The sequence below is a fragment of the Nocardiopsis chromatogenes YIM 90109 genome (assembly GCF_000341185.1).
In the GTDB taxonomy this organism is placed as follows: Bacteria; Actinomycetota; Actinomycetes; order Streptosporangiales; family Streptosporangiaceae; genus Nocardiopsis_A; species Nocardiopsis_A chromatogenes.
Genome location: NZ_ANBH01000137.1, coordinates 47,096 through 73,418, shown reverse-complemented (window position 1 = coordinate 73,418; position 26,323 = coordinate 47,096). Strand labels below are relative to the sequence as shown.

General features: G+C 75.0%; 27 protein-coding genes, 1 pseudogene and 1 riboswitch. Of the genes and pseudogenes, 12 read left to right on the top strand and 16 right to left on the bottom strand.

All coding sequences use genetic code 11. The features are described from left to right. Positions 1–68: 68 nt before the first annotated feature. On the top strand, positions 69–1,235 hold the full coding sequence (locus D476_RS33265) for a sensor histidine kinase (protein ID WP_017624577.1): 1,167 nt from the start codon (positions 69–71) through the stop codon (positions 1,233–1,235). 487 nt (positions 1,236–1,722) lie between these two features. Next, positions 1,723–2,403, top strand: a complete 681-nt coding sequence (locus D476_RS0114055) for a response regulator (RefSeq protein WP_017624576.1) — start codon at positions 1,723–1,725, stop codon at positions 2,401–2,403. Between the two features lie 10 nt (positions 2,404–2,413). Here the strand turns inward: D476_RS0114055 and D476_RS0114050 are convergent, their stop codons facing one another. The 3 genes from D476_RS0114050 to D476_RS0114040 all read right to left on the bottom strand — a co-directional run bounded on the left by D476_RS0114050 (position 2,414) and on the right by D476_RS0114040 (position 4,276). Further along, the gene (locus D476_RS0114050) at positions 2,414–3,151 is read right to left on the bottom strand and encodes a sensor domain-containing protein (RefSeq protein WP_017624575.1); all 738 of its coding nucleotides are present in this window, start codon (positions 3,149–3,151) and stop codon (positions 2,414–2,416) included. 278 nt (positions 3,152–3,429) lie between these two features. Further along, entirely contained in the window at positions 3,430–3,909 is a 480-nt protein-coding gene (locus tag D476_RS0114045) for an SRPBCC family protein (protein WP_017624574.1), read from the bottom strand. 1 nt (position 3,910) lies between these two features. Further along, positions 3,911–4,276: an ArsR/SmtB family transcription factor gene (locus D476_RS0114040; RefSeq protein ID WP_017624573.1), complete on the bottom strand. Its 366-nt coding sequence runs from the start codon at positions 4,274–4,276 to the stop codon at positions 3,911–3,913. Positions 4,277–4,359: 83 nt separating this feature from the next. Here D476_RS0114040 and D476_RS39035 point away from each other — a divergent pair. Both D476_RS39035 and D476_RS39030 read left to right on the top strand, forming a co-directional pair. Continuing rightward, positions 4,360–4,689: pseudogene (locus tag D476_RS39035) on the top strand (pyridoxamine 5'-phosphate oxidase family protein); the annotation flags it as partial. Positions 4,690–4,787: 98 nt separating this feature from the next. Beyond that, the gene (locus tag D476_RS39030; protein ID WP_017624571.1) at positions 4,788–4,979 is read left to right on the top strand and encodes a hypothetical protein; all 192 of its coding nucleotides are present in this window, start codon (positions 4,788–4,790) and stop codon (positions 4,977–4,979) included. A 60-nt stretch (positions 4,980–5,039) separates the two neighbouring features. Here D476_RS39030 and D476_RS0114025 read toward each other — a convergent pair whose 3' ends face one another. Continuing rightward, positions 5,040–5,849, bottom strand: a complete 810-nt coding sequence (locus D476_RS0114025) for a class I SAM-dependent methyltransferase (RefSeq protein ID WP_017624570.1) — start codon at positions 5,847–5,849, stop codon at positions 5,040–5,042. A 153-nt stretch (positions 5,850–6,002) separates the two neighbouring features. Here D476_RS0114025 and D476_RS0114020 point away from each other — a divergent pair, with 153 nt between their 5' ends. Continuing rightward, positions 6,003–6,230 (top strand): hypothetical protein, encoded by a 228-nt coding sequence (locus D476_RS0114020; protein WP_017624569.1) that lies wholly within the window; start codon positions 6,003–6,005, stop codon positions 6,228–6,230. A gap of 174 nt (positions 6,231–6,404) precedes the next feature. On the opposite strand, the gene D476_RS40105 is transcribed toward D476_RS0114020, so the two are convergent. The 5 genes from D476_RS40105 to zwf form a co-directional block, all read right to left on the bottom strand. Continuing rightward, complete coding sequence (locus tag D476_RS40105) at positions 6,405–6,800, bottom strand: tetratricopeptide repeat protein (protein ID WP_394296935.1); 396 nt, start codon at positions 6,798–6,800, stop codon at positions 6,405–6,407. Between the two features lie 214 nt (positions 6,801–7,014). Beyond that, the gene (gene eda, locus D476_RS0114010) at positions 7,015–7,647 is read right to left on the bottom strand and encodes a bifunctional 4-hydroxy-2-oxoglutarate aldolase/2-dehydro-3-deoxy-phosphogluconate aldolase (protein ID WP_017624567.1); all 633 of its coding nucleotides are present in this window, start codon (positions 7,645–7,647) and stop codon (positions 7,015–7,017) included. Then, complete coding sequence (gene glk / locus D476_RS0114005) at positions 7,644–8,639, bottom strand: glucokinase (protein WP_017624566.1); 996 nt, start codon at positions 8,637–8,639, stop codon at positions 7,644–7,646. The genes eda and glk overlap by 4 nt, the downstream gene beginning before the upstream one ends. 5 nt (positions 8,640–8,644) lie before the next feature. Further along, complete coding sequence (gene edd / locus D476_RS0114000) at positions 8,645–10,471, bottom strand: phosphogluconate dehydratase (RefSeq protein ID WP_017624565.1); 1,827 nt, start codon at positions 10,469–10,471, stop codon at positions 8,645–8,647. Continuing rightward, positions 10,468–12,054: a glucose-6-phosphate dehydrogenase gene (gene zwf / locus D476_RS0113995; RefSeq protein WP_017624564.1), complete on the bottom strand. Its 1,587-nt coding sequence runs from the start codon at positions 12,052–12,054 to the stop codon at positions 10,468–10,470. The genes edd and zwf overlap by 4 nt, the downstream gene beginning before the upstream one ends. A gap of 146 nt (positions 12,055–12,200) precedes the next feature. Between zwf and D476_RS0113990 the strand changes: the two genes are divergently transcribed. Both D476_RS0113990 and D476_RS0113985 read left to right on the top strand, forming a co-directional pair. Continuing rightward, on the top strand, positions 12,201–13,466 hold the full coding sequence (locus D476_RS0113990) for an ROK family transcriptional regulator (protein ID WP_017624563.1): 1,266 nt from the start codon (positions 12,201–12,203) through the stop codon (positions 13,464–13,466). 110 nt (positions 13,467–13,576) lie between these two features. Beyond that, entirely contained in the window at positions 13,577–14,242 is a 666-nt protein-coding gene (locus D476_RS0113985) for an NPCBM/NEW2 domain-containing protein (RefSeq protein WP_017624562.1), read from the top strand. A gap of 399 nt (positions 14,243–14,641) precedes the next feature. Here the strand turns inward: D476_RS0113985 and D476_RS0113980 are convergent, their stop codons facing one another. The 3 genes from D476_RS0113980 to D476_RS0113970 form a co-directional block, all read right to left on the bottom strand. After that, entirely contained in the window at positions 14,642–15,007 is a 366-nt protein-coding gene (locus D476_RS0113980; protein WP_017624561.1) for a DMT family transporter, read from the bottom strand. A gap of 2 nt (positions 15,008–15,009) precedes the next feature. After that, the gene (locus tag D476_RS0113975; protein WP_017624560.1) at positions 15,010–15,324 is read right to left on the bottom strand and encodes a DMT family transporter; all 315 of its coding nucleotides are present in this window, start codon (positions 15,322–15,324) and stop codon (positions 15,010–15,012) included. Positions 15,325–15,343: 19 nt separating this feature from the next. Continuing rightward, a riboswitch (guanidine-III (ykkC-III) riboswitch) is annotated at positions 15,344–15,408 on the bottom strand. Between the two features lie 77 nt (positions 15,409–15,485). Continuing rightward, positions 15,486–16,469, bottom strand: coding sequence for a DMT family transporter (locus D476_RS0113970; RefSeq protein ID WP_017624559.1), 984 nt, complete (start codon positions 16,467–16,469; stop codon positions 15,486–15,488). A gap of 137 nt (positions 16,470–16,606) precedes the next feature. On the opposite strand from D476_RS0113970, the gene D476_RS0113965 reads away from it, so the two are divergent. Beyond that, positions 16,607–17,467, top strand: coding sequence for a LysR family transcriptional regulator (locus D476_RS0113965; protein WP_017624558.1), 861 nt, complete (start codon positions 16,607–16,609; stop codon positions 17,465–17,467). Between the two features lie 109 nt (positions 17,468–17,576). On the opposite strand, the gene D476_RS0113960 is transcribed toward D476_RS0113965, so the two are convergent. After that, positions 17,577–18,215, bottom strand: a complete 639-nt coding sequence (locus D476_RS0113960; protein WP_017624557.1) for a LysE family translocator — start codon at positions 18,213–18,215, stop codon at positions 17,577–17,579. A gap of 130 nt (positions 18,216–18,345) precedes the next feature. Between D476_RS0113960 and D476_RS0113955 the strand changes: the two genes are divergently transcribed. Then, positions 18,346–18,816 carry a GNAT family N-acetyltransferase gene (locus tag D476_RS0113955; RefSeq protein ID WP_017624556.1) on the top strand — a complete coding sequence of 157 codons (471 nt, stop codon included), beginning with the start codon at positions 18,346–18,348 and terminating at the stop codon, positions 18,814–18,816. A 297-nt stretch (positions 18,817–19,113) separates the two neighbouring features. Here the strand turns inward: D476_RS0113955 and D476_RS37955 are convergent, their stop codons facing one another. Genes D476_RS37955 through D476_RS0113940 form a run of 3 tightly spaced genes read right to left on the bottom strand, consistent with a single transcriptional unit; the run spans position 19,114 to position 23,197 of the window. Then, complete coding sequence (locus D476_RS37955) at positions 19,114–19,254, bottom strand: hypothetical protein (RefSeq protein WP_017624555.1); 141 nt, start codon at positions 19,252–19,254, stop codon at positions 19,114–19,116. Next, positions 19,251–19,736: a hypothetical protein gene (locus tag D476_RS0113945; RefSeq protein ID WP_152529343.1), complete on the bottom strand. Its 486-nt coding sequence runs from the start codon at positions 19,734–19,736 to the stop codon at positions 19,251–19,253. Before D476_RS0113945 ends, D476_RS37955 begins: the two co-directional genes overlap by 4 nt. A gap of 59 nt (positions 19,737–19,795) precedes the next feature. After that, the gene (locus D476_RS0113940; protein WP_017624553.1) at positions 19,796–23,197 is read right to left on the bottom strand and encodes a DNA polymerase III subunit alpha; all 3,402 of its coding nucleotides are present in this window, start codon (positions 23,195–23,197) and stop codon (positions 19,796–19,798) included. 881 nt (positions 23,198–24,078) lie between these two features. On the opposite strand from D476_RS0113940, the gene D476_RS0113935 reads away from it, so the two are divergent. From D476_RS0113935 to D476_RS0113925, 3 genes are all read left to right on the top strand, one after another. Further along, positions 24,079–24,693 (top strand): DUF421 domain-containing protein, encoded by a 615-nt coding sequence (locus D476_RS0113935; protein WP_026123493.1) that lies wholly within the window; start codon positions 24,079–24,081, stop codon positions 24,691–24,693. Between the two features lie 93 nt (positions 24,694–24,786). Next, positions 24,787–25,470, top strand: coding sequence for a DUF998 domain-containing protein (locus D476_RS0113930; RefSeq protein WP_017624551.1), 684 nt, complete (start codon positions 24,787–24,789; stop codon positions 25,468–25,470). A gap of 73 nt (positions 25,471–25,543) precedes the next feature. After that, positions 25,544–26,233 carry a metal-dependent transcriptional regulator gene (locus D476_RS0113925; RefSeq protein WP_017624550.1) on the top strand — a complete coding sequence of 230 codons (690 nt, stop codon included), beginning with the start codon at positions 25,544–25,546 and terminating at the stop codon, positions 26,231–26,233. Positions 26,234–26,323: the final 90 nt, after the last annotated feature.

Below are 26,323 nucleotides of genomic sequence, written 5' to 3'. Positions count from 1 at the left end.
CCTCATCCCCGGGGACGAGGGACCGCGGGACGAGGCGGCCGCCCGCAGGGCGGGGTAGCGTTCCCGGCATGTTCAGCCGGATGCGGCCGGCCGCGGGCCGCGGCGGCCTCCTCGCACTCGACGCCCTCGCCGGAGCGGGCTACGCCGGCTACCTGGCGGCCGCCGCGTTACCGGACCCCCCGGGGGCGCCCGTTTGGGCCCTGGCGGGAGTGGTCCTGGGAACGGGGCTGCCCATGGCGCTGCGCCGGGCCGCGCCCCGGACGGCCACGGCCGCGGCCGCCGCCGCGACGCTGTTCGGTCTGGCCGCCGGGCTGATCACCGACCCGTTCCTGGCCGCCGGGTTCACGCTCTACGCGCTGGCGCTGGACGCGCCGCGGCCGAGGAGGGCCCCGGTCGTCCTCGTCGGCGCAGTCGCGGGAGGCGTCCTGGTCCTGGCGGTGGTCGCCGGGGTTCCGCAGGCCGGTGCCGTGCTGGCGGCGGTCGGGCAGGCGGTGGCGGGGGCGGCGGTGCTGGCCGCCTCCTGGGCGGCGGGGCGCGCGGTGCGCGAGCGCCGTGCCCAGGCGGTGCTCGCGGCCGAGGAGCTGGCGGCCCGGGTCGCCGCCGAGGAGCGGCTCCGGGTGGCCCGGGACGTGCACGACATCGTCTCGCACACGCTGAGCATGATCGGCGTCAAGGCCGGGGTGGCCCGCCACCTTGCCGGGGAGCGGCCGCGGGAGGCCCAGGAGGCGCTGGAGGTCATCGAGCGGGCCAGCCGGGAGGCGCTGGCCGAGATGCGGGTGGTGCTGGGCGCGGTGAGAGCGGGGGAGGGGAGCTCTCCTCCGCCGGGGTCGGCGCGTCTGGAGGAGCTGGTGCGCACCGCCGGGGACGCCGGGATGCGGGTCGAGTTGGACGCCGACGGTGCGCAGGGGCTGCCGGAGGCCGTGGGGGCCTCGCTGTACCGGATCGTGGCCGAGGCCGTCACCAACGCGGTGCGCCATTCGGGCGCCGATCGCTGCACGGTCCGGGTGCGCACCGAGGGGGAAGCGGTGCGGTTCGCGGTCACCGACGCGGGAGGCGGCGGTACCGGGCAGCGGGCCGGGACGGGCGCGCCTGCGGCGCCGGGGCACGGCATCATCGGAATGCGCGAGCGCGCGAAGGCCCACGGGGGAGTCCTGGAGGCGGGGCCGCACCCGGACGGCGGTTTCGAGGTGCGGGGGAGCCTGTCCCTGGGGCGGGACGGCGGCGGCGACCGCTGAGCGGAGTCGGCGACGGGGGCCTGGAGGGCCGGGCGGGGCGGGCCCTGGCGCGGCGGGGGCCGTCCGAGTGGCGGGATCGCCTCCCGGTCCCGCCGTCCAGGGAGCGGAGATGGGTGGGCGGCGTGGAGGTACCGGTCGTCGCGCCGGGCCGGGGGCGCTTCCGGCGGCCTCGGACCTCCTTGGCGGTGCGGCCCTCAGCGTGGTGCCGCCGGACCCCGTCGGAGATGGGGGCGGCCGTGGACGATGCGGGTGGCGGCGGCCATCCGGCCTGGTGGACCGGTCGCGTCCGGCGGAGTGGTGGAGCCGGATCGCGGCGGTGACGTGCCCGGTCCCGCCGACAGGGCGGTCGCAGGGGAGAAGTCGCAGGAGAGAAGGTGCCATCCTTGCGGCGAAGGAATGGCCGAACCGCCACCGTCGTCGCCCTCCGGAGGGCACGGTCGATGCTCACGGGGCCGGGCGAGGGGAAGCGGGAGGAGTGGGAGACGGGATGGCCGAGCCGCTACGCGTACTCGTCGCCGACGACCAGGACCTGGTGTGCGCGAGCTTCCGCCTGCTGGTGGACAGCGCGCCGGACATGGTGGCGGTCGGGGGAGCGCTGGACGGTGCGCGGGCGGTCGCGCTCGCGCGCGCCGAGCGTCCCGACATCGTCCTGATGGACGTGCGCATGCCCGGTACGGACGGGATCGAGGCCACCCGCGCCATCACCGCCCCCGACGGCGTGCCCGGTGCGCGCGTCCTGATCCTCACCACGTTCGACCTCGACGAGTACGTGTACGCCGCGCTGGAGGCCGGGGCCTCCGGGTTCCTTCTGAAGAACTCCCCGCCCGAGGACCTGTTGCGCGCGGTGCGCGTGGTGGCCGGGGGCGAGGCGCTGCTGGCGCCGTCGGTCACGCGGCGCCTGGTCGAGCGCTTCGCCGGGGGAGCGCGCCCCGCTGAGGCGCCGCGCGTGGCGCTGGACGGGGTGACCGGGCGCGAGCGGGAGGTCCTGGAGCTGATCGCCCGGGGGCTGTCCAACGACGAGATCGCCGCACGGCTGCAGCGCAGCCGGGCCACCGTCAAGACCCATGTCGGGGCGCTGCTGCACAAGCTCGGCGCCCGGGACCGTGCCCAGCTCGTCGTCGCCGCCTACGAGGCCGGGCTGGTGGTCCCCGGGCGCCGCCCGGGCTGAGCCGGTCCGCTCACCGCGCGGCGTGCAGCGGGGCGCCGGGGGCCGCCGCCTCGGCGGGCGTGTTCGGCGCGGGGGCCGGACCCGCGGCCGGGGTCTCGGGGGCGGGCCGCGCGGGCTCGGGCTCCTCGTAGGCGGGGGCGTAGGGGGACAGGAAGGCCTGCGCGAGCGCGGCGTTGAGCCCTGCGGCTCCCCGCGCCACGAAGGGCAGGTTGACCGCGAACAGCACCCCCACGGCGGTGTGGAACAGCAGCGAGACCGTCAGCGAGTCGCCGAGGCCGATCAGCTCGGGCAGCCCGCCGTCGTTGCCGACGGTGTTGTACAGCACCCACCCGTAGACGGGGTAGGCGACCCCGGCCAGGGCCGCGGCCCAGCAGGCGGCGACCACGGCGAAGGTGGCGGTGGCCACGGGCAGGCGGATCAGCGCGTGGCCCGCGTCCATCCAGCTCTGGCCGCAGGTGAGCGGGGTCAGGGCGGTGCGGAACCAGCCCGCGCCCTGAGGGGCGCGGCGGTAGCGCGGGGCGCCCAGGGAGCGGCCGAGGACCTCGGGGACCATGTTGCGTTCGACGGCGGCGGCCATCCGGGCGGCCAGCAGGGTCCCGGAGAGCACGAACAGCCCCACGACGACGACCGCGGCCCCGGCGCCGGCCGCCAGCCCGGCCACGGTGACGGCGAAGGCGATGACGGCCGTGGGGAAGCCGATGAGGACATAGCGGGTGTCGGCGCCCAGGCGCCGGATGAGCTTGCGCATACCCCGAACGCTACGGACCGGCGCAGGCCGGGGGCCATACACCGGATGCCTCTGCCGGGGGTGGTGCAGGCACCACTGGGCGGTGGCGCCCGGCGCGGGCGGGTCCGGCCTCCGTCGGCACGGTGTGCCTCCCGTCCGGCCGGGGCGGCCGCCCGGTATGCGCCGCCCGCCTGCGCCAGGCGCATGACGATGACGCCGCGTTCCCGGGGAGGCGCCCCGGCGCGCCGGGGCCGGGGAGGGGCGGCGGCTCGCCCGTCCGCCGCCCCTCCCTCATTCCCTCACGCGCGGCGCGCGAGCTCGGAGGCGAGCGCGTCCAGGCGCTCCAGGCCCTCGTCCGAGCCCTCCTCCATGCCTTCGCCCACCATGGCGTCGCGGTCCTCGACCGACTGGAACACGCTCACCGCGCGGTAGCGGGTCGAGCCGCCCAGGTCCTCCAGCACGACCGTCTCCAGGCAGACGTGCCCGGGCGCGCCCTCGAACTCGAAGGTCTGCACGATCCGGTCGGGGGCGCTGACCTCGTGGAAGACGCCGTGGAAGTTGAACTCCCCGTCCTCGCCCGAGGTGAGGAAGCGCCAGGAGCCGCCGGTGCGGATGTCGCCCTCCTCGACGCGGACGTCGTACTTGGCCGGGCCCCACCAGCGGGGGATCAGGTCGGGGTCGGTCATCGCGCGGAACACCGTCTCGCGCGGGGCGTCGAAGGTCCGCTCGGTCACGATGTCCTGGCGTCCCGGCTCGATGACGAACTCGGTCTTGCCCATGTCACTGCCCTCTCTCCGGCCCTGGGGCCTGATCCCGGTCGGTCCCGGTGCGGATGCGGTCGATCTCGGCCGCCAGCCGGTCCATCCGGTCGGTCTGTACGTCCTTGTAGCGCTCGATCCAGGTCGAGGCGCCTTCGAGCGGCCCGGTCTCCAGGCGGCAGGGGCGCCACTGGGCGTCGCGCCCCCGGGAGATGAGCCCGGCCCGCTCCAGGACCTTCAGGTGCTTGGAGACCGCCTGCAGGCTCATCTCGAACGGCTCGGCCAGCTCGTTGACGGTGGCCTCTCCCCGGGCCAGCCGGGCCAGGATCGCCCGGCGCGTGGGGTCGGCCAGGGCCGCGAACACCTTGCTGAGCCCGTCCTCCGCCATGTATTCAACCTTCTCGTTGTTCAACCTCTAGGTTGAATATCTCCCTCGGGGCGGCCCGTGTCAACCCCCGCCGAAAAAATCCGATGAACCGCCCCGGGAGCGATGAGTTCGGCCCGCCCGCGCCGTCACTACGGCATCAGGGCATTGCCGACGGAGCGGAGGACAGGGCGATGACGGAACGGACGGACCCCACGGGCGAACTCGACGCGCGCTACAGCGGGCCGGGCGCCCAGGCGACCCCCTGGCGGCAGGCCCGGCGCGCCCTGCAGGCGGCAGGGGTGTACTGGCTGTCCACGGTGCGCCCGAACGGGCGGCCCCACGTGACGCCGCTGATCGCGGTGTGGCGGGACAGCGCCCTGCACTTCTGCACCGGGCCCGAGGAACGCAAGGCCCGCAACCTGGCCCACAACCCGCACTGCACGCTCACCACCGGCGGAAACGACCTGGACAAGGGGCTGGACGTGGTGGTGGAGGGGCNGGGGGGGGGGCGGAGCCGGTCACCGACGAGGCGGTGCTGGCGCTGCTGGCCGACGACTTCGCCGCCAAGTACGGAGAGGTGTGGCGGTTCGAGGTGCGCGAGGGGGGATTCGCGCACGAGAACGGCACGGCGCTGGTCTTCCGGGTCGACCCGGTGACCGCGTTCGGCTTCGGGCGCGGCGAGGTGGGCAGCCAGACGCGGTGGCGCTTCCCCTCACCGGCCTGACCCGCCCGACGGGGGCCGCCGATGACGATGCGGCCCCCCGTCGGGCGGGCCCCGGTGCCGCTACTCGGGGCGGCGTGCCACCGCGACGGTGAACGAGGCGTCCAGAGTGTCCACGCCGCGCTCGGCCATCAGGGCGGCCAGGCGTTCACGGACGCGCCCCTGCACGGTGGCATCGAGGCCCTCCAGCATCCCGCGTGCGGCGTTGCCCTGGACGAACTCCCAGGCCGAGTCGCCGTCGAGGGGGACGCGGTGGTCGTGGCGGGCGACGCGGACGACCTCGGCCCCCAGGCCCTCCAGCCAGGAGGACAGCCGGTCGGAGTCGGCGATGCGGTCGCGGGCCTGCCGGAAGCCGGGCATCTCGGGGCGGGTGCCGGTCTCGGCGCCGATCGCCTCGAGGTACAGGGTCATGAAGTCGGCGAGGGCGCCCTCGGCCCAGACGGTGACCGCCAGGCGCCCCCCGGGGCGCAGCGCACGGACCAGGGCGGAGGTCCCGGCGTCCATGTCGGGGAAGAAGGCCACGCCGTGCACGACCTGGACGAGGTCGTAGGCGCCGGGCTCGGGCCAGGCGGCGGCGTCGGCGCGGACGAAGCGGACGTTGTCCGCCCCGGCGCGCGCGGCACGCGCGCGCCCCTGCTCCAGCAGGGCATCGGACAGGTCCACCGCGTCGACCGACCCGCCGGGGGCCACGGCCGAGGCGGCGGGCAGGGCGGAGGCCCCGGCCCCGCAGCAGGCGTCCAGGACCCGCTCCCCGGGCCGCGGCTCCGAGGCCAGGACGGTTGCCTCCCCGATCGGATCCCAGAGCCGGGCACCCCACGCGTCGAACTCCCGCGCCCCGGCGTCGAAGACCTCGCCGACTCCCGTTCCGGACATGTCCGCCCCCCGTCTCTACCGAAAACGGAAATCATTCCCTAAAGCGGAGCGGGGCGCAACCCCCCAGAGGTATCCGCCCACCGCGCGAGACCACCGCCTCCGACAGGTCGGACCGCCTACCATGGCGGTGACGGAACGCCAAGGAGGCCGCCTGTGGACACTCCGCGCACGCCGTACCGCGATACGGACCCCGAGACCATTCAGGCCGCCTACGCCAGCTATGGCCGCATGGTGCTGGGAGCTCCGCCCCCCGAGGGGAGCGTGGCCATCGAGGCGTCCGACGCGGACGACCTCCGCCGCCAGTGGCACGCCCTGTTCGACGGCGAGGACGGAGATGACGGCAGCGGTGCGGCCGATCACTCTGGAGCCGCCGGCGCGTAGTCAGATCCAGGCGCTCTCCGACGAGGAATCGGGAGGAGGTCGGCGGAGCGCTGCTCCACTCGGCCGACTCGCCCGAACCGTCTTGGAGGTCGACCTGTACATGCCTGGAGGCCTCGGCCCGATCCCCTATGACGGGGTGCTGCTGACCGAGCACACCGAAGCGGCAGTGACGTTCTACGTCGAGCACATCCGCGTCGTGGTGGAGCGGGCGCGAGCGTGACAGAGGTCGTACTTGGCAAGGGGAGCAAACAGCGCACTCCCGTCCGCTGCGACCTGTCGGTACAGCTCCTCGGCCTCGGCCGTCCGGCCCTGCTCCTCTTCGAGGTGGCCGAGCCTGTAGACGGCGTTCTGCCGGAGCTGTCGAGGACCGGTCACAGCCGCGCGCCGAAACCATGAGCGCGCTGCTTCGATATCGCCTTCCCTGCGCTCCAGCTTCGCCGCGAGCATCATCGCCCGAGAGGCCCGAAGAGAAATCCGGGAACGAGCGGTCCGTCCGAGAGCGGCGCGGGCCTCCTGCACCCCTCCGTGCCGGGCGATGATGGGGTCCAGCGGCGGCAAGGCCCGGGACATCAGGCGCTTCCAGGCCGGGTCGGTAAAGACCAAGGGCGCTACAGCTCCGCCGTCGGTGGCGTCGGTGTCCGGGCGCGCGGGCTCCTGGGGGGGGACATCCGGCCTCCTGTGTCGCTCCCCCTTCTGGCTCTCCGCTCGGGAGTCCGGTTCCGGGCGCGGGAAAGGCCCACCGGGACTCCCGGTGGGCCTCTCGCGCAGCTTCAAGGACGCGCCCCTACCCGCGCAGGGCGGCGGCCTCCCTCGCCAGGGACTCGATGCGGTCCCAGTCGCCCGCTTCCACGGCCTCGCGCGGGGTCAGCCAGGTGCCGCCCACGCAGCCCACGTTGGGCAGGGCCAGGTACTCCGGCGCGTTGGCCGGGGTCACGCCGCCGGTCGGGCAGAACCGCGCCTGCGGCAGCGGCCCCGACAGCGACTTCAGGTACGCCCGCCCCCCGGCCGCCTCGGCCGGGAAGAACTTCAGCGCGCTCACGCCCTGCTCCAGCAGCGCCATCGCCTCCGAGGCGGTCGCCACCCCCGGCAGGAACGGCACGCCGGTGTCGGCCATGGCCCCGCGCAGCCGGTCGGTGCACCCCGGGCTGACCAGGAAGGCCGAGCCCGCCTTGGCCGCCGCGGCCGCCTGCTCGGGCGTGGTCACGGTGCCCGCGCCCACCACGGCCTCGGGCACCTCGGCGGCGATGCGCTCGATGGCCGCGAGCCCGGCCTCGGTGCGCAGCGTCACCTCGATGGCGGGCAGGCCGCCGCGCACCAGCGCGCGGGCCAGCGGCACCGCGGTGTCGGCGTCGTCGAGCACCACCACCGGCACGACCGGGGCGAGGGCGAACAGGTCGTGGCTGGTCTGGGGTTTCACAGGCGCTCCAGTCGGTGGTCCAGTCGCGCGGCCGCACCGAGCAGCGCCGGGTTCTCGGCGGTGATCAGCACGGTGGCGATGTTCTTCAGATAATCGGTCATCCGCCCCTTGGCCTCGAAGCGCAGCCGGAACCGGCCGTTGCGCAGCACCTCGGGGATGCGGGGCAGCACGCCGCCGCCGAGGAACACCCCGCCGGTGGCCCCGAGGGTCAGGGCGACGTTCCCGGCGAAGCCGCCGAGCAGGGCGCCGAACACCTCCAGGGTCTCCCGGCAGAGCGGCTCGGCCCCCTCGGGGTGCACTCCGGCGGCGGTGATCTCCTGCGGGGACAGCTGCCGCGCCGACTCGCCGCGCACCTGGGCCAGCGCCCGGTACAGCCGGGGCAGCCCGGGGCCGCTGAGCAGCGCCTCGGCGCTCACCCGGCCGCGCTCGGCGGTGATCACCCGCACCACCTCGGCCTCGATGTCCTCCACCACCGGGGCGTCGACGTGCCCGCCCTCGCCCGGCAGCGGCAGCCACCCGCCCGCGGGCATCGGTACCAGCCCCGCCACGCCCAGGCCGGTGCCCGGGCCGACCCCCGCCATCGGCTCGGCCGGGTCGGTGGCCGGGCCGCCCAGCGGCAGCAGGTCGTCCTCGCCCAGCACCGGCAGCGACTGGGCCAGCGCGGCGAAGTCGTTGACCACCTCCAGGTGGTCCATGCCCATGCCGGTGCGGGTCTGCTCGACCGAGAAGTCCCAGCCGACGTTGGTCAGCCGGATCCGGTCCTCCAGCACGGGCCCGGCCACGGCCACGCACGCCGCCGAGGGCCGCACCGGCTCGGCGAGCCCGTCCAGGTAGGCCCCGGCGGCCGAGGCCAGCCCGCCGTGCAGCGCACTGGGCACCTTGCCCACGTGCACCGGCCGCCCCCCTGGGGCCTGCACCAGACCGAACCGGGCGTTGGTCCCTCCGATGTCGCCGACGAGCCAGGGCCGTTCGGCGGTGGGGGCGGACTGCACACGTGTCACCGGTCTCCTCCAAAGACGCTTGCGCCGCGCTCGGCCGGGCCGACCGAGGCGCGGAAGGCCGCGAACAGCTCGCGTCCGGTGCCGACCGAGGAGTCCACCGTGGGCGCCGCGGGCGCGCGCTGCTCCAGGTCGGCGGCGAGCACCTCCAGTGTGCCGGATTCGGCGTCGACCCGGACGGTGTCGCCGTCGCGCACACGCGCGATCGGGCCCCCGGCGGCGGCCTCGGGGGAGACGTGGATGGCCGCGGGCACCTTGCCCGAGGCCCCCGACATGCGCCCGTCGGTGACCAGGGCGACCTTGTGGCCGCGGTCCTGCAGCACCCCCAGGGCGGGGGTGAGCTTGTGCAGCTCGGGCATGCCGTTGGCGCGCGGCCCCTGGAAGCGCACGACCGCGACGACGTCGCCGTCCAGCTCGCCGTCGGCGAAGGCCTGCTGCAGGGCGGCCTGGGAGTCGAACACCCGGGCCGGGGCCTCGACCACGCGCCGCTCGGGGGCCACCGCCGACACCTTGATCACCGACCGGCCCAGGTTGCCGTCGAGCATGCGCAGCCCGCCGTCGGCGGCGAAGGGGTCCTTGGCCGGGCGCAGCACCTCGGTGTCGCCGCTCTCGGAGGGGATCTCCCCCCAGGACAGGGCCCCGTCCACCAGCTCGGGGCGGGTGCGGTAGCGGTCCAGCCCGGGACCGGCGACGGTGCCCACGTCCGCGTGCAGCAGCCCGGCGTCGAGCATCTGGCCGATGAGGAAGGGCATGCCGCCGACCTCGTGGAACCGGTTCACATCGGCCGACCCGTTGGGGTACATGCGCGCCAGCAGCGGCACCACCTCCGACAGCGCGGCGAAGTCGTCCCAGGTCAGCTGGATGCCGGCGGCCTCGGCGACGGCCACCAGGTGCAGCGTGTGGTTGGTGGAGCCGCCGGTGGCCAGCAGCGCGGCCACCGCGTTGACGATCGCGCGCTCGTCGATCATCTCGCCGACGGGGGTGTAGTCCCCGGCCAGGCGGGTCAGGCCCACTACGCGGCGCCCGGCCTCCTCGGTCAGCGCGCGGCGCAGGTCGGTGCCGGGCTGCTCGAAGCTGGCGCCGGGCAGGTGCAGGCCCATGACCTCCATGAGCATCTGGTTGGAGTTGGCCGTGCCGTAGAAGGTGCAGGTGCCGGGGGAGTGGTAGGCCTTCGACTCGGCCTTGAGCAGCTCCTCGCGGCCCACCTTGCCCTCGGCGTGCAGCTGGCGGATGCGGGCCTTCTCGGCGTTGGCGACTCCGGAGGCCATCGGCCCGGCGGGAACGAACGCCACCGGCAGGTGGCCGAAGCTCAGCGCGCCGATGAGCAGGCCGGGCACGATCTTGTCGCACACGCCCAGCATGAGGGCGCCGTCGAACATCTCGTGGGACAGCGCCACCCCGGCGGCCATGGCGATGACGTCGCGGCTGAACAGCGACAGCTCCATGCCGGGGCGGCCCTGGGTGATGCCGTCGCACATGGCCGGGACGCCCCCGGCGAACTGGGCGACGCCCCCGGCCCCGCGCACGGCCTCCTTGAGCAGCTCGGGGTAGTCCCGCAGCGGCTGGTGGGCCGAGAGCATGTCGTTGTAGGAGGAGACGATGGCGATGTTGGGCTTGGCGCCCTCGGGGACGGTGCGGCTGAGCTCCAGCTTGTCCCCGGCGGGGCAGGCGGCGAAGCCGTGCGCCAGGTTGGTGCAGCCCAGCGCGCCGCGGGCGGGCCCGGCGTCGGCGGCGGCGCGGATCCGCTCCAGGTAAGCGGTGCGGGTCGGGGCGCTGCGCTCGCGCAGGCGCTCGGTGACGTCGTGGATGCGCGGATGGAGGGTCATCGGTTCATTTCCCCTTCGTGCCAGGCCCGGCCGGAGCGGGCGAGGAGGTCGTGGGCGCCCCGGGGGCCGGTGCCGCCGGGGGCGTAGGGCTCGGGGTCGGTGCCCTGCCAGGCGCCGATGATCGGGTCCACCCAGCGCCAGGCCGCCTCGACCTCGTCGCGGCGCATGAACAGGGTGGGGTCGCCGTTCATGACGTCCATGAGCAGGCGCTCGTAGGCGTCGGGGGAGCGCACCGCGAAGCTGTCGGACAGGCTCAGCTCCAGCGGGGCCGGGCGCAGCCGCAGCTCCCCGGCGCCGGGCTCCTTGGCGAGCATGTGCAGGCGGATGGTCTCCTCCGGCTGCAGGCGGATGACCAGCCGGTTGGGCGCGTGGGCCGTTCCCTGCCCGGGGAAGATCGGGTGCGGCACGTCGCGGAACTGCACCACGATCTCGGAGTAGCGCCGGGCCATGCGCTTGCCGGTGCGCAGGTAGAAGGGCACCCCGGCCCAGCGCCAGTTGGCCACGGCGGCCTCCAGCGCCACGAACGTCTCGGTGGAGCTGGCGCCGTCGGCCCCGGGCTCGCCGGTGTAGCCGGTCACCTCGCGGCCGCCCTGCGTCCCGGCGCGGTACTGGCCGCGTGCGGTGTTGTGCAGGGCGCCGTCCCCGGCCAGCGGGGCCAGGGACTGGAGGACCTTGACCTTCTCGTCGCGCACGGCCTCGCGGTCGAAGCTGGAGGGCGGCTCCATGGCGATCAGGCACAGCAGCTGCAGCAGGTGGTTCTGGACCATGTCGCGCATGGCCCCGGAGCGGTCGTAGTAGCCGTGGCGGGTGCCCACGCCCACGGTCTCGGCGGCGGTGATCTGGACGTGGTCGATCCACCGGCTGTTCCAGACCGGCTCCAGGAACATGTTGGCGAAGCGCAGCGCCAGCAGGTTCTGGACGGTCTCCTTGCCGAGGTAGTGGTCGATGCGGAAGGTGCGGCGCTCGCTGAAGACCGCGCCGACGGCGTCGTTGATCTCGCGGGCCGACTCCAGGTCGCGGCCCAGGGGCTTCTCCAGCACGACGCGGGACTCGCCTCCGGCCAGGCCGTGGGCCTCCAGGTCGGCGCAGATGCGCCCGAAGAGCATGGGCGGCATGGCCAGGTAGTACACCCGGCCGCGGCCGCCCGGCGCGCCGGGCGCACCGTCCGCGGCGGCCTCCCCGGCGGCGCCGTCCCCGGCCGGGTAGTCGGGCGCCGCCTCCAGCAGGGCGTGCAGCCGGTCCCAGCCGTCGCCGGGGTCGTCCAGGTCGAGCGGGACGTGGTGCAGGCGGTCCAAGAAGCGCCGCAGCACGGGGGCGGGCACCGCCCCGGCCCGCAGCACCGAGGGGTTGTCCGCCACGGCCGCCTCGGCCTTGCCCCGGTAGTCGGCGTCCCCGATGCCGTCGCGGGAGACGGCGACGATGCGGGTGGTGGGCGCCAGGCGCCCGTCCTTCTCGCACAGCAGCAGCGCCGGCAGCAGCTTGCGCATCGCCAGGTCGCCGGTGCCGCCGAAGACGACGAGGTCGGTGGGCGCGGCGGAGCGCGCCGCCCCCGGGGGCGGGGTGGCCGGGGCAGAGGCGGGCATGTGGTCCCTTTCAGCAGGACTTCGGGCAGACCGGTTGAAACCTAGCGGGAACTTCAGTCACACCACAAGTCATCCTTCTGAAGATTTTTTGACAGAAGTGCGCCGGTTCGGCGTCCCGGACGGTCCGTGCGTGGTTGAATTGCGGCATGCCCCGACGCCACGGCCCGCCCGCGACCGCCGCCACCGCCGGCCACGTGCTGCGGCTGATCCGCACCGGCGAGGCCGCCACCCGCGCCGAGATCGCGCGGGTCACCCGGCTCTCCCGGCCCTCGGTCGCCTCCCGGGTGGCCGAGCTGATGGACCTGGGGCTGGTCACCGAGGGCCACCACGGCCCCTCCAGCGGCGGCCGCCCGCCCGGGCGCCTGGAGTTCGACGCCGACGGCGGCGTCGTGCTCAGCGCCGCCCTGGGCATCTCGCGCAGCCAGGCCGCCGTGTGCGACCTGGCCGGCCGGGTCCTGGCCCGCACCGAGGGCTCGCCCGAGGTCGCCCAGGGGCCCGACACCGCCCTGCCGTGGCTGCTGGGCACCTGGGAGCGCCTGCTGGCCGAGTGCGGGCGCGCCGGGCACGAGGCGCGCGGGGTCGGCATCGGCCTGCCCGGCACGGTGCGCTTCGCGCTGGGCCGGGCCGAGGAGCCGCCGGTGCTGCCCGGCTGGGGCGGCGTGGACATCGCCCCGCTGGTCGCCGAGCGCTTCCCGGTGCCGGTGCTGCTGGACAACGACGTGAACGTGATGGCGCTGGGGTCGCACACCGCCGACTACCCCGACGCCGACGACCTGGTCTTCGTGAAGGTCTCCACCGGGGTGGGCGCCGGGATCATCTCCGGCGGGGCGCTGGTGCGCGGAACCCTGGGGGCGGCCGGGGAGGTCGGGCACATCCCCGTGCCCGACGGGGGCGGGACCGCCTGCCGCTGCGGCAACACCGACTGCCTGGAGGCGGTGGCCGGGGGCCCCGCTCTGCTGGCGCGCTTCGCCGAAGGAGGGCGCGAGGCGGCGGGCGTGCAGGGGCTGGCGGCGCTGGCCTCCGACGGCGACGCCGACGCGGTGGCGCTGGTGCGCGAGGCCGGGCGGCGCGTCGGCGAGGTGCTGGCCGGGGCGGTGAACCTGCTCAACCCGGAGGTCATCGTGCTGGGCGGGCACCTGGGCACCGCCTTCGACCCGCTGGCGGCCGGTGTGCGCGAGGCGGTGTTCCGCCGGGCGACGGCGCTGGCGACCCGGCAGCTGCGGATCGTGCCGAACCGCTCGGGCGGCGAGGCCGGACTGCGCGGCGCGGCGGCCATGGTGCTCGACCACATCCTGGCGCCGGAGGCGGTGAACACGGCCATCGCCGAACGCGAGGCCGCGGCGGCGGCGAACGAGGCCCCAGCGGCGGCGGGGAGCAGGGCCGACGCGGGGACGGGTGCGGGCCGCGGCTGAGCGCACCGGCCGCCTCAGGAGAATCCGGACTGATCGGCGATCACGGAGGGCCCGGGGTCGCTAGCCTGCACCCACTGGCCGCCCGTTCCCCGCGCCCTTGAGGACCCGCCGTGCCGCTGCCCCGGAACGTCACCGTGCCCACCGCCCTGATCACCGGAGCCGCGGGCATCGCCGTCGGCGCCCTGGTCACCGCCCCAGTGGTCTACGTCGCCACACGCGACGACGCACCACAGGACGCCGCACCCCGGCCGGTGGCCACGGTGACCGCCGCGCACACCGTCACCGTCTCTCCGGCGCCGTCCCCGGCGCCGCAGCCCTCCGCGGGCGAAGGCGCCGACGGGGACGGCGGACCGCAGGACGACTCCGACGGGCCCTCGGCCGCGCGGCCCGGCAGTGAGCCCATGACCGGCTGGGAGTCGGTGGAGGGCCGGGACCGGATGTGGGGAAACGCGTCCGTGGACGGCTCCCGCCGCAACGGCGCCCTCATCCACGACCACTACTGCGACGACGACCGCTCGACCGAGTTCACCATCGGCCGGGACTGGAAGACCTGGACCGGGACCGTGGGCATCGACGACGACGCCGAGGACGCCGACGGCAGCATCACCTTCGAGGTCGTGGGCGACGGCGAGCGCCTGGCCCAGCAGACCGTGGGCCTGGGCGAGGCGGCGGACCTGGAGGCCGACGTGGAGGGCGTTCTGCGCTTGGAGCTGGTCTCCACCTCACACGAGTGCATCAAGGGCGGCGCCGTCTGGGCCGCCCCCGTCCTGCACTGAGCCCAGCCTCCTCCAAGCCACTGTCCCCGCCGCCGGGGCCTTCGCCCGAGGAGGCGGGGCCCCACCGGTCGTATTCGCGCGTGGGGATCGGCGCGGTGGCGGCGGGCGGCCGGAGGGCGTCCGTCAGGCGGCTTGGCGTTGACACCTGCTCCCGGCAGGCCTGACACAGCGGCCACCGCCCACCACCCGCACCCGGCGGGCCGCCGCACTCGGCCGGGTGCCCCGGTCCACGAACCCGGGTGCGAGGAGGCGGCCGACCTCTACCGTGGCCGCCTGCGGGCCGTCCGGCGGCGGATCGCCGCGCTTGAGCAGGTCGGCGAGCGGCTGGAGGAGCATCTGGCGTCGATGGGCGGATGAGGCCGGACGGGTCCGACGCCTCCCGCGGCCCGGCCGCCGCGCTCAGGCGCCCGCGTCCTGTTCGGCGGCCGCCTCCGGCCGGTGCTCCGCCTTGCCCGGAACCAGCTTGAGGCCCGCGACGGCCAGGATGATGCCGCCGATGAACACGATCTTGGCCGCCGAGACCGGTTCGGCGCCGGCGGCCATCGCATAGGCGACCGTCAGCGCCGCGCCGACGCCGACCCAGACCGCGTACCCGGTGCCGATCGGGATGTGCTTGACCGCCCACCCCAGGCCGACCATGCTCGCCAGGAGCGCGACGGCGAAGACGGCGGTCGGGACGGGCTCGGTGAACCCCTCCGACATGCCCATGGCCGTGGCCCACACGGCCTCGAAGACGGCGCTGACCAGAAGGATGACCCACGGCATGCTCAGCTCACCGCCTTCAGGCCGATGATGGAGCCGACCAGCAGCACCAGCAGCAGGATCTTGGCCGTCGACGCCCGGTCCTGCCGGGTGACGAAGCCCCACACCACCGTCAGCGTGGCGCCGATGCCCACCCACACCGCGTAGGCGGTCCCGGTCGGCAGGGACGTCATGGCCCAGGCCAGTCCGGCCATGCTCAGGGTGAGGGCGACGAAGAACAGGACCGTCGGGCGCCGACGGCGGAAGCCCTGGGAGGCCGACAGGGCCGAGGCCCACACCGCCTCCAGGACCCCGGAGACGACCAGAACGAACCACGCCATGAAATCCCAGACCTCATTCCATGGCCGTCTTGTCGTCCAGCGGGTACGGCTCCCTCGTCCGCGGGCCCGATCTCCGGGTCCCTATAGGCAGATATACGACATCCCCGCGGCGGCGGCAAGCGGAAAAGGGGCCGACCCGCGAGGAACAATGGAGAATTGCGTCACCCTCGGCGAACCGGGTGCGCATTCCGCCGTGCGGCGGCGGCGCCGTCGGCCCTCCGGTCCGCCGCCGGCCGCCCCGCGCGGGCAGGGCGCCCCACCGGCCCCCGCCGCACGGCGGCGATGGCGGCGGCCGCGCACACCATGCCCGCCGCCTCCACCGGGCTCGGCACGCGCCCGTGCACCGCCCACTCCAGCAGCGCCGTCACCGGCGGCACGCAGAAGAAGAGCGCCGTCACCCCGGTCGCCTCGCCGCGCGCCACCATCGCGTACAGCAGCGCCGTCGCCCCCACCGACACCACGGCCGCCATCCACCCGGCACCGGCCAGCAGGCCCGGCTCCCAATCGAACCGCATCCGGCCGCCCGCCAGCGCGACCGCCGCGAACACGGCCGCGCTGACCGTGCTCTGCAGCGCCAGCGACGCCCACAGGCCCGTCCCCGAGGCGCGCCCCTGGACCAGTGTCCCGGCCGTGATGCCCAGCAGCGCGGCGAACGCGCACGCCACCCCCAGCGCACCGCCGTCGCCGCCGGACAGCTCGCCCAGACCGGCCCCGGCCGTCAGCGCCGCCCCCGACACCCCCAGGGCCAGCCCGGCCCACAGCGCCGGGCCGCGGGCCCCGGCCGCCCCCGCGGCGACGGCGGCGGTCAGCACCGGTTGCAGGGCGACGACCACGATCACCGTCGCCGCGGGCGATCCGGCCGCCAGCGCCAGGAAGAAGAACCCCTGGTAGACGACCTGCATGAGCAGGGCGACCGCCCCCAGGCGCAGCCAGGCGCGCGCACCGGCGGGCAGGGGGTCGCGCACCAGTGCCCAGACGCCCCACGCGAGCGCGGCGGCGCCCGCCGCGCGGAGGAAGAGGAAGGCCGGGACGGTGGTGTGCGGCAGGCCCGCCTGCACGGCCAGCGGCCCGCTCGCCCACAGCAGGACGAACACGGCCGGGGCCGCGGCGGCCGCCGCCCGCACGGGCGCAGCGGAGGAGGCCATGGGGACTCCGATCCGGTTGGGGCCGGGGAAAAGGGGAAAAGGCCGACGTTGGACGTTCCACGGCCCGATTTCTTTTCTAGCCATTCACCGGTGGCGGCGGGAAATGCCGTTTCCCGATGGGGGTATGCTCTGCAGGCATGGGGGTCGAGATCCGCCACCTGCGGGCGTTCCTGGCGGCGGTCGAGGAGCGCAGCATCACGCGGGCCGCACAGCGCCTGCACATCACCCAGCCCGCCCTCTCGCGCACCCTGTCCGCGCTGGAGCAGCAGGTGGGCGCCGCGCTGCTGCGACGCTCGCCCCGGGGCGTCGAGGCGACCGCCGAAGGGGAGGCGTTCCGGGACCGGGCACAGCGCGCCCTTGACGCGTTCGAGGAGGCGGTCCGCGCCCCGGCCGGTCGCCCGCTGCGGGTCGGCCACGCCTGGGGCGCCTTCGGCCCCTTCACCAGCCCGCTGCTGCGCGCCTGGCGCGAGGAGCGCCCCGACCACCCGCTCGAACTGGTCCGCCGCGACGACGCGGCGGCCCGCCTGGAGGCCGGGGAGGTGGACGCGTGCGTGGTGCGCGGAACGACGCCGCCCGGGCGCGGGTACGCCCGGGCACGCCTGCACCGCGAGGAGCGGTGGGCGGCGCTGCCCTCCGGGCACCGGCTGGCCGGTGCGGGGGCGCTGCACCTGGCCGACCTGGCGGGGGAGGGGCTGCTGGTCAACACGGGCACCGGCACCACCGACCCGGGCATGTGGGGTGAGGGGCCGCGCCCGCGCGTCGTGGGCGACACGGCCAACGTCGACGACTGGATCGACCTGATCGCGGCGGGCGCGGGCATCGGGGTGACCCTGGGGTCGGTGGCGCTGACCCGCAGGCACGCCGAGATCGTGTACGTGCCCTTGGAGGACGCCCCCGCCGTGCAGGTGCACCTGGTGTGGCGCCGCGACGCGGCCCACCCGGCGCTGGGGTCCTTCGTCGAGACGGCCGGGCGCATCACCGGGGCGGACCGGCTCTGAGCCGTCGGCCCGCGCTCGGCCCGCGGCACGTCGTGGCACACGTCGCGGCGGTTCGCGGCGCTGGAAGGCGTACCCGCTCGGGGAGGCGGCTGCGCGCCCCCGCCCCTCGTCAGTCTTTGCGTCCCGTCACGGCGACGGTGACGCCCAGGCCGATCATGGCCAGCCCGCCCGCGCCGCCGATCGCCGACAGGCGGCGGGGCGAGCGGGCGAACCAGGCCCGCGCACCGGAGGCGCCCAGGGCCCAGCCGCTGTCGCAGACCGCCGCGAGGACGCTGAAGACCAGGCCGAGCAGGAGCATCTGCAGTGCCACGTGCCCTTGGGCGCGGTCGACGAACTGCGGGAGCACGGCGGCGAAGAAGACCAGGGTCTTCGGGTTGGCCGCGCCGACGGCGAACCCCTCCCACAACAGGCGCGGCAGGCCGCCTCCGGCGGCGGCGCCGGAGACCTCGGCCTGCAGGTCCCCGCGCTCGCGCCAGGCCTTGATGCCCAGGTAGACGAGATAGGCGGCACCCGCCAGCTTCAGCACGGTGAACAGCACGACGGAGCGTTCCACGAGCGGGCCCAGACCGAAGGCGACGGCCATGACCAGCGCGTAGGCTCCGATCGCGTTGCCCACGGCGCTGGCCAGGGCCACGCGGCGCCCGTGCGCCAGGGCGCGGCCCACGACGAACAGCACGCTGGGGCCGGGGGCCAGGATGATCAGCACGGAGGCGACGGCGAACGCCGCGAGGAGGTGTGGGTCGGTCATCCGGCCATTCGAGCACGGCCGGGAGCGGGGATTCCAGGCGTTTTCCGCGCCGGGGGCTCGGGGCGGGCGGGTGAGCGGGCGGTAGGCTTCACGCCGTTCACGGGCCCACTGGGACGAGCGGGGGAGAGGCATGTCGGAACCGATCCGGATGAGGCGGGCGCAGGCCGAGGACGTCGCCGAGATCGTCGAGATGCTGGCCGACGACATGATCGGGCGGGGCCGGGAGACCGCCGAGGACCTGACGCCCTACCTCAAGGCGTTCCAGGAGATCGACGCCGACCCCCGCCAGCTCCTCGCGGTCGCCGAGGCGGACGGGCGGATTGTGGGGACGCTGCAGATCACGTTCATCCCCTACCTGTCGCGGCGCGGCGCCACGCGGGCCCTGGTCGAGGCGGTACGCGTGCGCACCGACGAGCGGGGCAAGGGCATCGGCGCCCGGATGATGGAGTGGGCCGAGTCCCAGGCCCGTGAGCGGGGGTGCCCGCTGGTCCAGCTCACCTCCGCCCGCACCCGCGAGGACGCCCACAGGTTCTACGAACGCCTCGGCTACGAGCCGACCCATGTGGGGTTCAAGAAGCCGCTGCCCCCGTCGGCCGACTGACGGGAGCAGGGGTTTCCGCCGTCCGGGGCCGATCCGCCCAAGAACCGGTGCGGCCCCGGAGGTGCCGAGCGCATCTTCTGCCACATATCCGACGATTGCTTCGGCGATCCACGGCGCGGTCGAAGCGACTGCCACGATCTGGACGCCTGCCTCGGGGCGGAGGAGGAGATCGGCGCGCGCCGTGTGCCGAACATCAGGTGCGGGACCGGGGGATTCGTCCTTTCTCCTCGCCGACCGCGGGAGCGAAGTGGCCCAAAACGGGGAACGACCGCGTAGGGCGGGTCCGCGGCGACACACCTATACCTCTTCCCGCGCGGCGTTCATGACGCCGTAGTCATTGATGATCATCCGGAGGATATCCCCCTTTTCGAGGATGCCGTCCTTGTGCCCGAGGTCTTTGCGCATGGCCAGGATCAATTCCTCAAACTTGTTCATCATTGACATTCCTTTCCGAAGGGGGCGATCAGAGTTATCCTCTTTTCCGGCCTACCGAAACCCCAGCCAAGCCGTGAGCACCCTTGGGGCCCCCAGGACATGAACTTGCTTGAGAATTTGGCAATGAATTTGATCAGGGCGCCTTCATCGGGAGCCCCCCGCTCGTCTTTCTTTTTGTCCAGCTCCATGGTGCCCAGGAACTCGGCGATGAACTCGTCATAGACGGCCGCCCATTTTTCACGCTGCTTATTCTCGATCTCACGTTTACGCTCAAAGTACCGACCGAGGACAACCGCAACCGTGGCGGCGAAAACGGTCGCGAACGCGGTCACCAGCGTCGCAGAGACCTCGACCGTCAATACTGAAAGGGCCTCCCAGGCCCCCCAGACAAGCACGGCGAACAGCAGACCGACGAGAGCCAACGCAAGGAGCGCCGCAACAACACTGAAAGAGGTCGTTCGTCGAGAACGACTTTTCTTTCTCATTGCCAGATGATCGCACATTGCAGACGCACACTGCAGCCGAACCGAATATTCCATCACCTTTATCTCCCCGTGCTGCCCGGGCTGGCGTGCCAGAGCTTCCTCGGGGCCGAGTCGGCGCCGCCGCCCGGCGGGCCGATCTCCGCGTACGGGGTCAGCGTGAACCCGCTCGCGTAGCGCACCCGGCGTCCGCCCACCCCGGCCAGGCGGCCGCGGCCCGGCCCCCGGCACAGGTGGGCGTCCATCGCCTCGGGGCCCTCCTCGTGCCACAGGCGGGTCAGCTCCTCCAGGTCGAACGCCTCGGTGGCGTTCACCGTCGGCAGGCCCGACCCCGCCCTGCGCACCCGGCCGCGCACCGCCAGCAGCCAGGACCCGAACACCGTGGCCGCGCACCGGTCCTGGACCGACTCGAAGAACGTCAGGTCCACCAGCCCCGTGGCATCGTCCAGGGTCGTGAAGATGATCCGCTGGCCCGACCGCACCGCCGGGGTCTGGGTGGCCACCTTCACCCCCAGCACCAGCACCTGCTCCCCGTGCCGCGCGCGGGCCAGGTCGCGGGCGCGCACCGCCCCGTGCCGGGCCGCCAGGGCCGCCAGCACCTCGGCGTAGCAGTCCAGCAGGTGGCGGCTCGCGTCGTAGCCCAGCACCCGCAGCTCGGCCTGCACCTCCTCGGCCGGGGTCATCTCCGGCAGCCCCGCCGCCCGCGCCCCGGCCCCCGGCTCCACCGCCAGCCCCAGCTGGCCCCCGCCCGGCCCCGAGCGGCCCACACGCTCCAGCTCCCCGGCGCGCAGCAGCAGGTCGCGGCGGCCGACCCGCTCCCCGCCGGGCCCGGCGCCCACCCGGTCCAGCGCCCCCACCTCGATCAGCCGGTCCAGCACGTCCCGCGAGACGCCCGCCCGGGCCGTGAAGTCGCGCAGCGAGGCGTAGGGCGCCCCGGCGGCGACCGCGTCGATCTCGGCCGAGGAGATCCCCTTGACGTCGGCCAGCGAGGCCCGCACCCCCCACCGCCCCTCCGGGGTGCGCTCGGCCCGCCACTCGCGCCCCGACCGGTCGACGTCCACCCCCAGCACCGGCACCCCGAAGCGCCGCGCGTCGTCGATGATCGCCCGCTTGGGGTACATGCCCGGGTCGTGGGTGAGGATCCCGGCGTAGAAGGCCGCCGGATGGTGCCGCTTGAGCCAGGCCGACTGGTAGGTGGGCAGGGCGAACGCCGCGGCGTGGGCCTTGCAGAACCCGAACGAGCCGAACGAGGCCAGGATCTCCCAGGCCCGCTCGACCTCCTCCGCGGGCCGCCCGCACTCCAGGGCCATCCGGGTGAACAGCCCCCGCACCTGCTCGCGCCCCTCCTCGGTGCCCAGGCGGCGGCGCATCACCTCGGCCTGGTCCAGCCCGCACCCGGTCATCAGGTGCAGCATCATCAGCACCTGCTCGTGGTAGACGACCACCCCGCCGGTCTCGCGCAGCACGCCGGCCAGCACGGGGGAGACCAGGTCGGGGCCCTGGGGGAGGCCCCCGGGCGCGCTCTCGGCGGCCTCGCGGCGGGCGGCCAGGAACGGGGCGACCATGTCGCTGCCCACCGGCCCGGGGCGGAACAGCGAGATGTCGATGATCAGGTCGCCCATGTCCTTCGGCCTGAGCTTGCCGACCAGCTCCCGCTGCCCGGGCGACTCGATCTGGAAGCAGCCCAGGGTGGCCGAGGAGCCGATCATGGCGTAGGTGGCCGGGTCGCCGTCGGGCAGCGCGTCGATGTCGACCCGCCCGCCGCCGGTGCGCTCGATCTCGTCCAGGGCGTGCGCCATGGCCGACTGCAGCCGCACCCCGATCACGTCGAGCTTGATCAGGCCCATCTCCTCCACGTCGTCCTTGTCGAACTGGACCATGTCGAAGCCGGTGCGGCTGGGCTGCAGCGGCGCCCGGTCGCGCAGGGAGGGGTCCGACACGACGATGCCGCAGGGGTGCATGGCCGCGTGCCGGGGCAGCCCGTCGAGCCGCTCGGCCAGGCGGAACAGCGCGCGGGCCGGGTGCTCGCCCAGCCGCCCGGTGCGCAGCTCGGGCAGGTCCTCGCAGGCCTGGCGGATCTGCCGGGCCCGGATCCGGGGGAAGGCCTTGGCCAGCACGTCCACCTCGTGCGGCGGCAGCCCCATGGCCGCACCCGCGTCCCGGATGGCGCTGCGGGCCCGGTAGGTCTCCATCATCGACACGCAGGCGGCGTCGGGGTAGCCCTCGAACACCGCCTCGTAGGCATCCAGGCGGCGGGCCGACTCCACGTCCAGGTCGATGTCGGGCAGCCCCTTGCGGCCGGGCGAAAGGAAGCGCTCCATGAGCAGCCCGTTGGCCAGGGGGTCCACCGCCGAGATGCCGATGAGGTGGTTGACCAGGCTGCCGGTGCCCGAGCCGCGGATGGAGCAGCGGATGCCGCGGGCGCGGATGCGCTCGGCGATGTCGGCGACGGTCAGGAAGTAGGCGGAGAACCCCTTGTTCTCGATGGTCTCCAGTTCGGCGGCCAGGCGGGAGCGGGCGCGCTCGTCGCCGCGCAGGCCCCGCCGGTCCAGGCCGTCCTCGCAGGCGCGCCAGAGCCGGTCGCGGGCGTCGGCCACGTGCGGCATGTGCGGGCGCCCCAGGCCCAGGTCGGCCTCGGGGTCCAGGGCGCAGGAGGCGGCCAGGGCGCGGGTGTGCGCGAGCAGGCGGCGCGCCTCGGCCGGGTCGGGCCCGCAGACCCGCTCGGCGACCTGGAGCATCTCCTCGGTGCCCTTGAGGTAGGCCTGCGAGGTGGCCGGGCCCTGCGGCGGCGCGCCGCCGGGCAGCCACCGCCGCGCCTCGTCGATGACCTGGGCGACCTCGGCGTCCCGGGGGCGGGGGTAGCGCACGGCGTTGCCGAGCACGGCCAGGGTGCGGCTCTCCCGTGCCAGGGACAGCAGGGCGGCGGCGTGGCGGCGCTGTCCCGGGCCCAGGTGGTCGACGACCTCCACCGCGGTCTCGGCGGCGGCGCGCCAGCGCTCCAGCAGGCGGCGGGCGCGCTCGCGGTGGCCCCGGGCGGCGGCCAGGCCGGCGTCGGAGTCGGGGCCCAGCAGCACCACCAGGCCTTCGGAGCGGGCGGCGAGGGCCTCGGGGGAGACGGCGGGCACGGCGCCGGGGTCGGCTCCGGCGGCGGCGTGGGCGCCGGTGACCAGGCGGCACAGGGAGGCCCAGCCGCGGGCGCCGCGGGCCAGCAGGGTCAGGCGGCCGCCCCCGGGGGCCGCAACGGCCAGGTTCACCCCCAGGACGGGGCGGATCCCGGCGTCGCGGCAGGCCTTGAGGTGGGCCACGGCGCCGTACACGCCGTCGCGGTCGGTCAGCCCGAGCATGTCCATGCCCAGTTCGGCGGCGCGTTCGGCCAGCGCGGCGGGGTGGGAGGTGCCGTGGCGCATGGAGGCCGAGGAGGACACGTCCAGGTGGGCGAAGGGCGCGGGCGCGGCAGGGGTCATGGGCGCGCCCCTCGTGCCCGGCCCGTCCGCGGACCCACCGGCATCGCGTTCCTCCCCTTCGCGGATCGGCGCCCGGGACGGGCGCACGGCCCGGGGGGCGCGGCGCGGGGCCGGACGGTGAACCGCCCAGAGCACGCAGACCGGCACACGACGGGGAAGACAGGCCGAAATCGAACTTCTGTACGAATACTAACGCAGGTGGTGCGGAGGATGCACCTGTGACCTGGGGAGAAGGAGGGGGGCACACCTCCCGGGGCGCCGGGAGGCCCGCAGCCACAGGGGTTTCAGGAGTCACAGAAGACCCACGGGCACCGGTTCCGGTCGGCGCGGCGCAGGCACGGAAGGGACCTTCGGAACGCCCGCGCCCCCGGGGGCGCGGGCGGTGCGGGCCGCCGCATACGTGCCGGGACCGGCCTGAGACCGGCCCGGGGCGAGCCGGACCCAAACACCCCAGGGCGGCGCCGACTGGAGTGGTGGAACCTTCGGCCGTCGCGGCCGCGGTGGGCGGGCGGCCCGATGCGGCCCGCCCACAGGCCGGGCGCCGATCGAGTCGCCGACGCGGGGGCAGGGCTGCCCCGAGGCCGTGGCGATCACGCTCACCTGGTCGGACGGAAGTTCCGCGGACGTGATCGCGACCGCCGACGACGGGAGGGGCGCCGGTCCGGGCCCCGAAAGCGGTCCGGGCCCGCCCCGAGGCCGTGGCGATCGCGCTGACCTGCTCGGACGGAAACCGCGCCGCTCCGGCCGAGGCGCCCCTCCCCGGCGCGTCCGCCCGGACCGGTACCCCGCGCCCGGGCAGCATGGGGCCGGACGCGGCGGGAGGGCCCGCCGCGGCCCGCCCACCCGGCGGGCACGACCAGGAGGAACGGAAGGACACCCCCGTGTGGCACGAGATGTTCGTCCCCGACATCCCCACGGCCGAGAAGACCATCCGGACCGTCCTGGTCTACCTGGCCGTCTACCTGATGCTGCGCCTGGTGGGCCGCCGCGACCTCGCCCAGCTCAACACCATGGACCTGGTCGTGGTACTGCTGCTGTCCAACGTGGTGCAGAACGCCATCATCGGCCAGGACTACTCGGTCACCGGCGGCGTGATCGGCGCGGCGGTGCTCATGGCCGCCGACTGGGCCATGGTGCGGGTGCGCACCCGCTGGTACTGGGCCTGGCGGCTGTTCGAGGGCCGCACCAGCGTGCTGGTGCGCGACGGCCACTACGACCGGCGCACCATGTGGCGCCTGGGGGTGCGCAAGGCCGACGTCGAACAGGTGGTGCGCCGCGACGGCGGCTCGGACGTGGGCGACGCCAAGCGCGTGATGCTGGAGCCGGACGGCACACTGCTGGTCGAGCTGCGCCGCGGCAAACGCGCCGCGACGGTCGGCCAGGTCGACGCCCTGGAGGAGCGCCTGGCCCGCATCGAGGACCTGCTCCGCGGCAGGGCCGAGAACGGCCACGGCGGCGGCGAAGACGGGAAGGGCGGGAGGAACGGCCGCCGCTAGCGGTTCGTTCGACGGGCACACCGCCGGACGTGCGGGCCCCGGGAGGCCGACAGGCCGGGCGGACACCCCCTGACCGCGAGAAGGAAGGCCGCCATGGCAGCCCCCCGCGCCCTCACGCGCCGACTCCTGACCGCCGGCGCGCTCGCCGGGCCGCTGTTCGTCGCCGTGTTCACGATCGCAGGGAGCCTGCGCCCCGACTACGACCAGATCCGGCACCCGGTCAGCTCGCTGGCGCTCACCGGGGCCGGGTGGGTCCAGATCGCCAACTTCCTCATCGCCGGGGTCCTGATGCTGGCCCTGGCCGTGGGCATGCGCCGCTCGGCCCTGCTCGCCGGGCGCGCCCGCGCCGCCGCCTGGCTGGTGGGGGCCGCGGGGGTGGGCCTGCTCGGCTCCGGGGCCTTCGTCACCGACCCGGTCAGCGGCTACCCGCCCGGCGCCCCCGGCACCATCGAGTACACGCCGGTCGGGGTCGTCCACGACGTCGCCGCGCTGCCGGTCTTCCTCGGGATCCCCGCCGCCTGCGTGGTCCTCGCCGTGTGGGCGCTGCGCACACGCCGCCCGCTGCTGGGCGCCTACTCCCTGCTGAGCGCGGTCGCGGGGATCGTCCTGCTCCAGCTGTCCAGCCTGGGGTTCCAGCAGGACCCCGGCCTGGTCGAGGTGGCCGGGATCTACCAGCGCGCCACCATCGCGGCCCTGCTGGGCTGGACCACGGTGGTCGCGCTGGTGCTGCTGCGCGCGGAGCCCGCCGGGCACCGGGAGGGGGCCGGGCCGGGCTGAGCCCGCCCGGCGCCGTCCCCGGCCCATGCCGCTCGAACAGGGAACACAGGGGTTTCACGGTAGCGTTGGAGGCATGGAGTCAGCACCGGCGGAGCGGCCGTCCACCTCGGTCGAGGACTACGTGAAGGTCATCTACGACCTGCAGGAGAGGGGGAGCGGCCCGGTCACCATCTCGGCGATGGCCGAGCGGCTGTCGGTGTCCAACTCCTCGGTGTCGGGGATGCTGCGCAAGCTCGGCGACCTGGGGCTGGTCGACCACCGCCGGTACGGGTCGGTGCGCCTGACCGAGACCGGCACCAAGGCCGCCCTGGCGGTGCTGCGCCGCCACCGCCTGCTGGAGACCTACCTGGTGGAGGCGCTGGGCTATTCCTGGGACGAGGTGCACGACGAGGCCGAGGAGCTGGAGCACGCGGTCTCCGACAAGTTCGTCGAGCGCATCGCCGCCCACCTGGGCGACCCGGTGGCCGACCCGCACGGCGACCCCATCCCCACCCGCGACGGGCGGGTGGTCAACCGCGCCACCGGCCTGCTCTCGGACGCCGAGAGCGGCGCGGTGGGCACCATCGTCCGGGTCAACGACTCCGACCCCGAGCTGCTGCGCTACCTGGCCGAGCAGGACATCGGCATCGGCATGCGCGTGGAGGTCGTCGAGCGCCAGCCCTACGGCGGATCGCTCATCGTGCGCATCGGCACGGGTGACGGAGCCGAGGAGCGCTCCCTGGGGCTGGTGGCCGCCGAGGCGCTGTGGATCGCCCCGGACTGAGACCCCCTCGGCCCGCCTGCCGCACGGGTGCGGTCCGCCCTCCCGGCGGGAAGGGCGGACCGCACGCCCCCGTGCGGGGCGGCCAGGGCG

Bases quoted from the DNA above. Each gene is read 5' to 3' on its own strand.
- D476_RS33265 (WP_017624577.1), top strand. From the start codon at position 69: ATGTTCAGCCGGATGCGGCCGGCCGCGGGCCGCGGCGGCCTCCTCGCA.
- D476_RS0114055 (WP_017624576.1), top strand. From the start codon at position 1,723: ATGGCCGAGCCGCTACGCGTACTCGTCGCCGACGACCAGGACCTGGTG.
- D476_RS0114050 (WP_017624575.1), bottom strand. From the start codon at position 3,151: ATGCGCAAGCTCATCCGGCGCCTGGGCGCCGACACCCGCTATGTCCTC.
- D476_RS0114045 (WP_017624574.1), bottom strand. From the start codon at position 3,909: ATGGGCAAGACCGAGTTCGTCATCGAGCCGGGACGCCAGGACATCGTG.
- D476_RS0114040 (WP_017624573.1), bottom strand. From the start codon at position 4,276: ATGGCGGAGGACGGGCTCAGCAAGGTGTTCGCGGCCCTGGCCGACCCC.
- D476_RS0114025 (WP_017624570.1), bottom strand. From the start codon at position 5,849: ATGTCCGGAACGGGAGTCGGCGAGGTCTTCGACGCCGGGGCGCGGGAG.
- D476_RS40105 (WP_394296935.1), bottom strand. From the start codon at position 6,800: ATGTCCCGGGCCTTGCCGCCGCTGGACCCCATCATCGCCCGGCACGGA.
- edd (WP_017624565.1), bottom strand. From the start codon at position 10,471: ATGACCCTCCATCCGCGCATCCACGACGTCACCGAGCGCCTGCGCGAG.
- zwf (WP_017624564.1), bottom strand. From the start codon at position 12,054: ATGCCCGCCTCTGCCCCGGCCACCCCGCCCCCGGGGGCGGCGCGCTCC.
- D476_RS0113990 (WP_017624563.1), top strand. From the start codon at position 12,201: ATGCCCCGACGCCACGGCCCGCCCGCGACCGCCGCCACCGCCGGCCAC.
- D476_RS0113980 (WP_017624561.1), bottom strand. From the start codon at position 15,007: ATGCCGTGGGTCATCCTTCTGGTCAGCGCCGTCTTCGAGGCCGTGTGG.
- D476_RS0113975 (WP_017624560.1), bottom strand. From the start codon at position 15,324: ATGGCGTGGTTCGTTCTGGTCGTCTCCGGGGTCCTGGAGGCGGTGTGG.
- D476_RS0113970 (WP_017624559.1), bottom strand. From the start codon at position 16,469: ATGGCCTCCTCCGCTGCGCCCGTGCGGGCGGCGGCCGCCGCGGCCCCG.
- D476_RS0113965 (WP_017624558.1), top strand. From the start codon at position 16,607: ATGGGGGTCGAGATCCGCCACCTGCGGGCGTTCCTGGCGGCGGTCGAG.
- D476_RS0113960 (WP_017624557.1), bottom strand. From the start codon at position 18,215: ATGACCGACCCACACCTCCTCGCGGCGTTCGCCGTCGCCTCCGTGCTG.
- D476_RS0113955 (WP_017624556.1), top strand. From the start codon at position 18,346: ATGTCGGAACCGATCCGGATGAGGCGGGCGCAGGCCGAGGACGTCGCC.
- D476_RS37955 (WP_017624555.1), bottom strand. From the start codon at position 19,254: ATGATGAACAAGTTTGAGGAATTGATCCTGGCCATGCGCAAAGACCTC.
- D476_RS0113945 (WP_152529343.1), bottom strand. From the start codon at position 19,736: ATGAGAAAGAAAAGTCGTTCTCGACGAACGACCTCTTTCAGTGTTGTT.
- D476_RS0113940 (WP_017624553.1), bottom strand. From the start codon at position 23,197: ATGACCCCTGCCGCGCCCGCGCCCTTCGCCCACCTGGACGTGTCCTCC.
- D476_RS0113930 (WP_017624551.1), top strand. From the start codon at position 24,787: ATGGCAGCCCCCCGCGCCCTCACGCGCCGACTCCTGACCGCCGGCGCG.
- D476_RS0113925 (WP_017624550.1), top strand. From the start codon at position 25,544: ATGGAGTCAGCACCGGCGGAGCGGCCGTCCACCTCGGTCGAGGACTAC.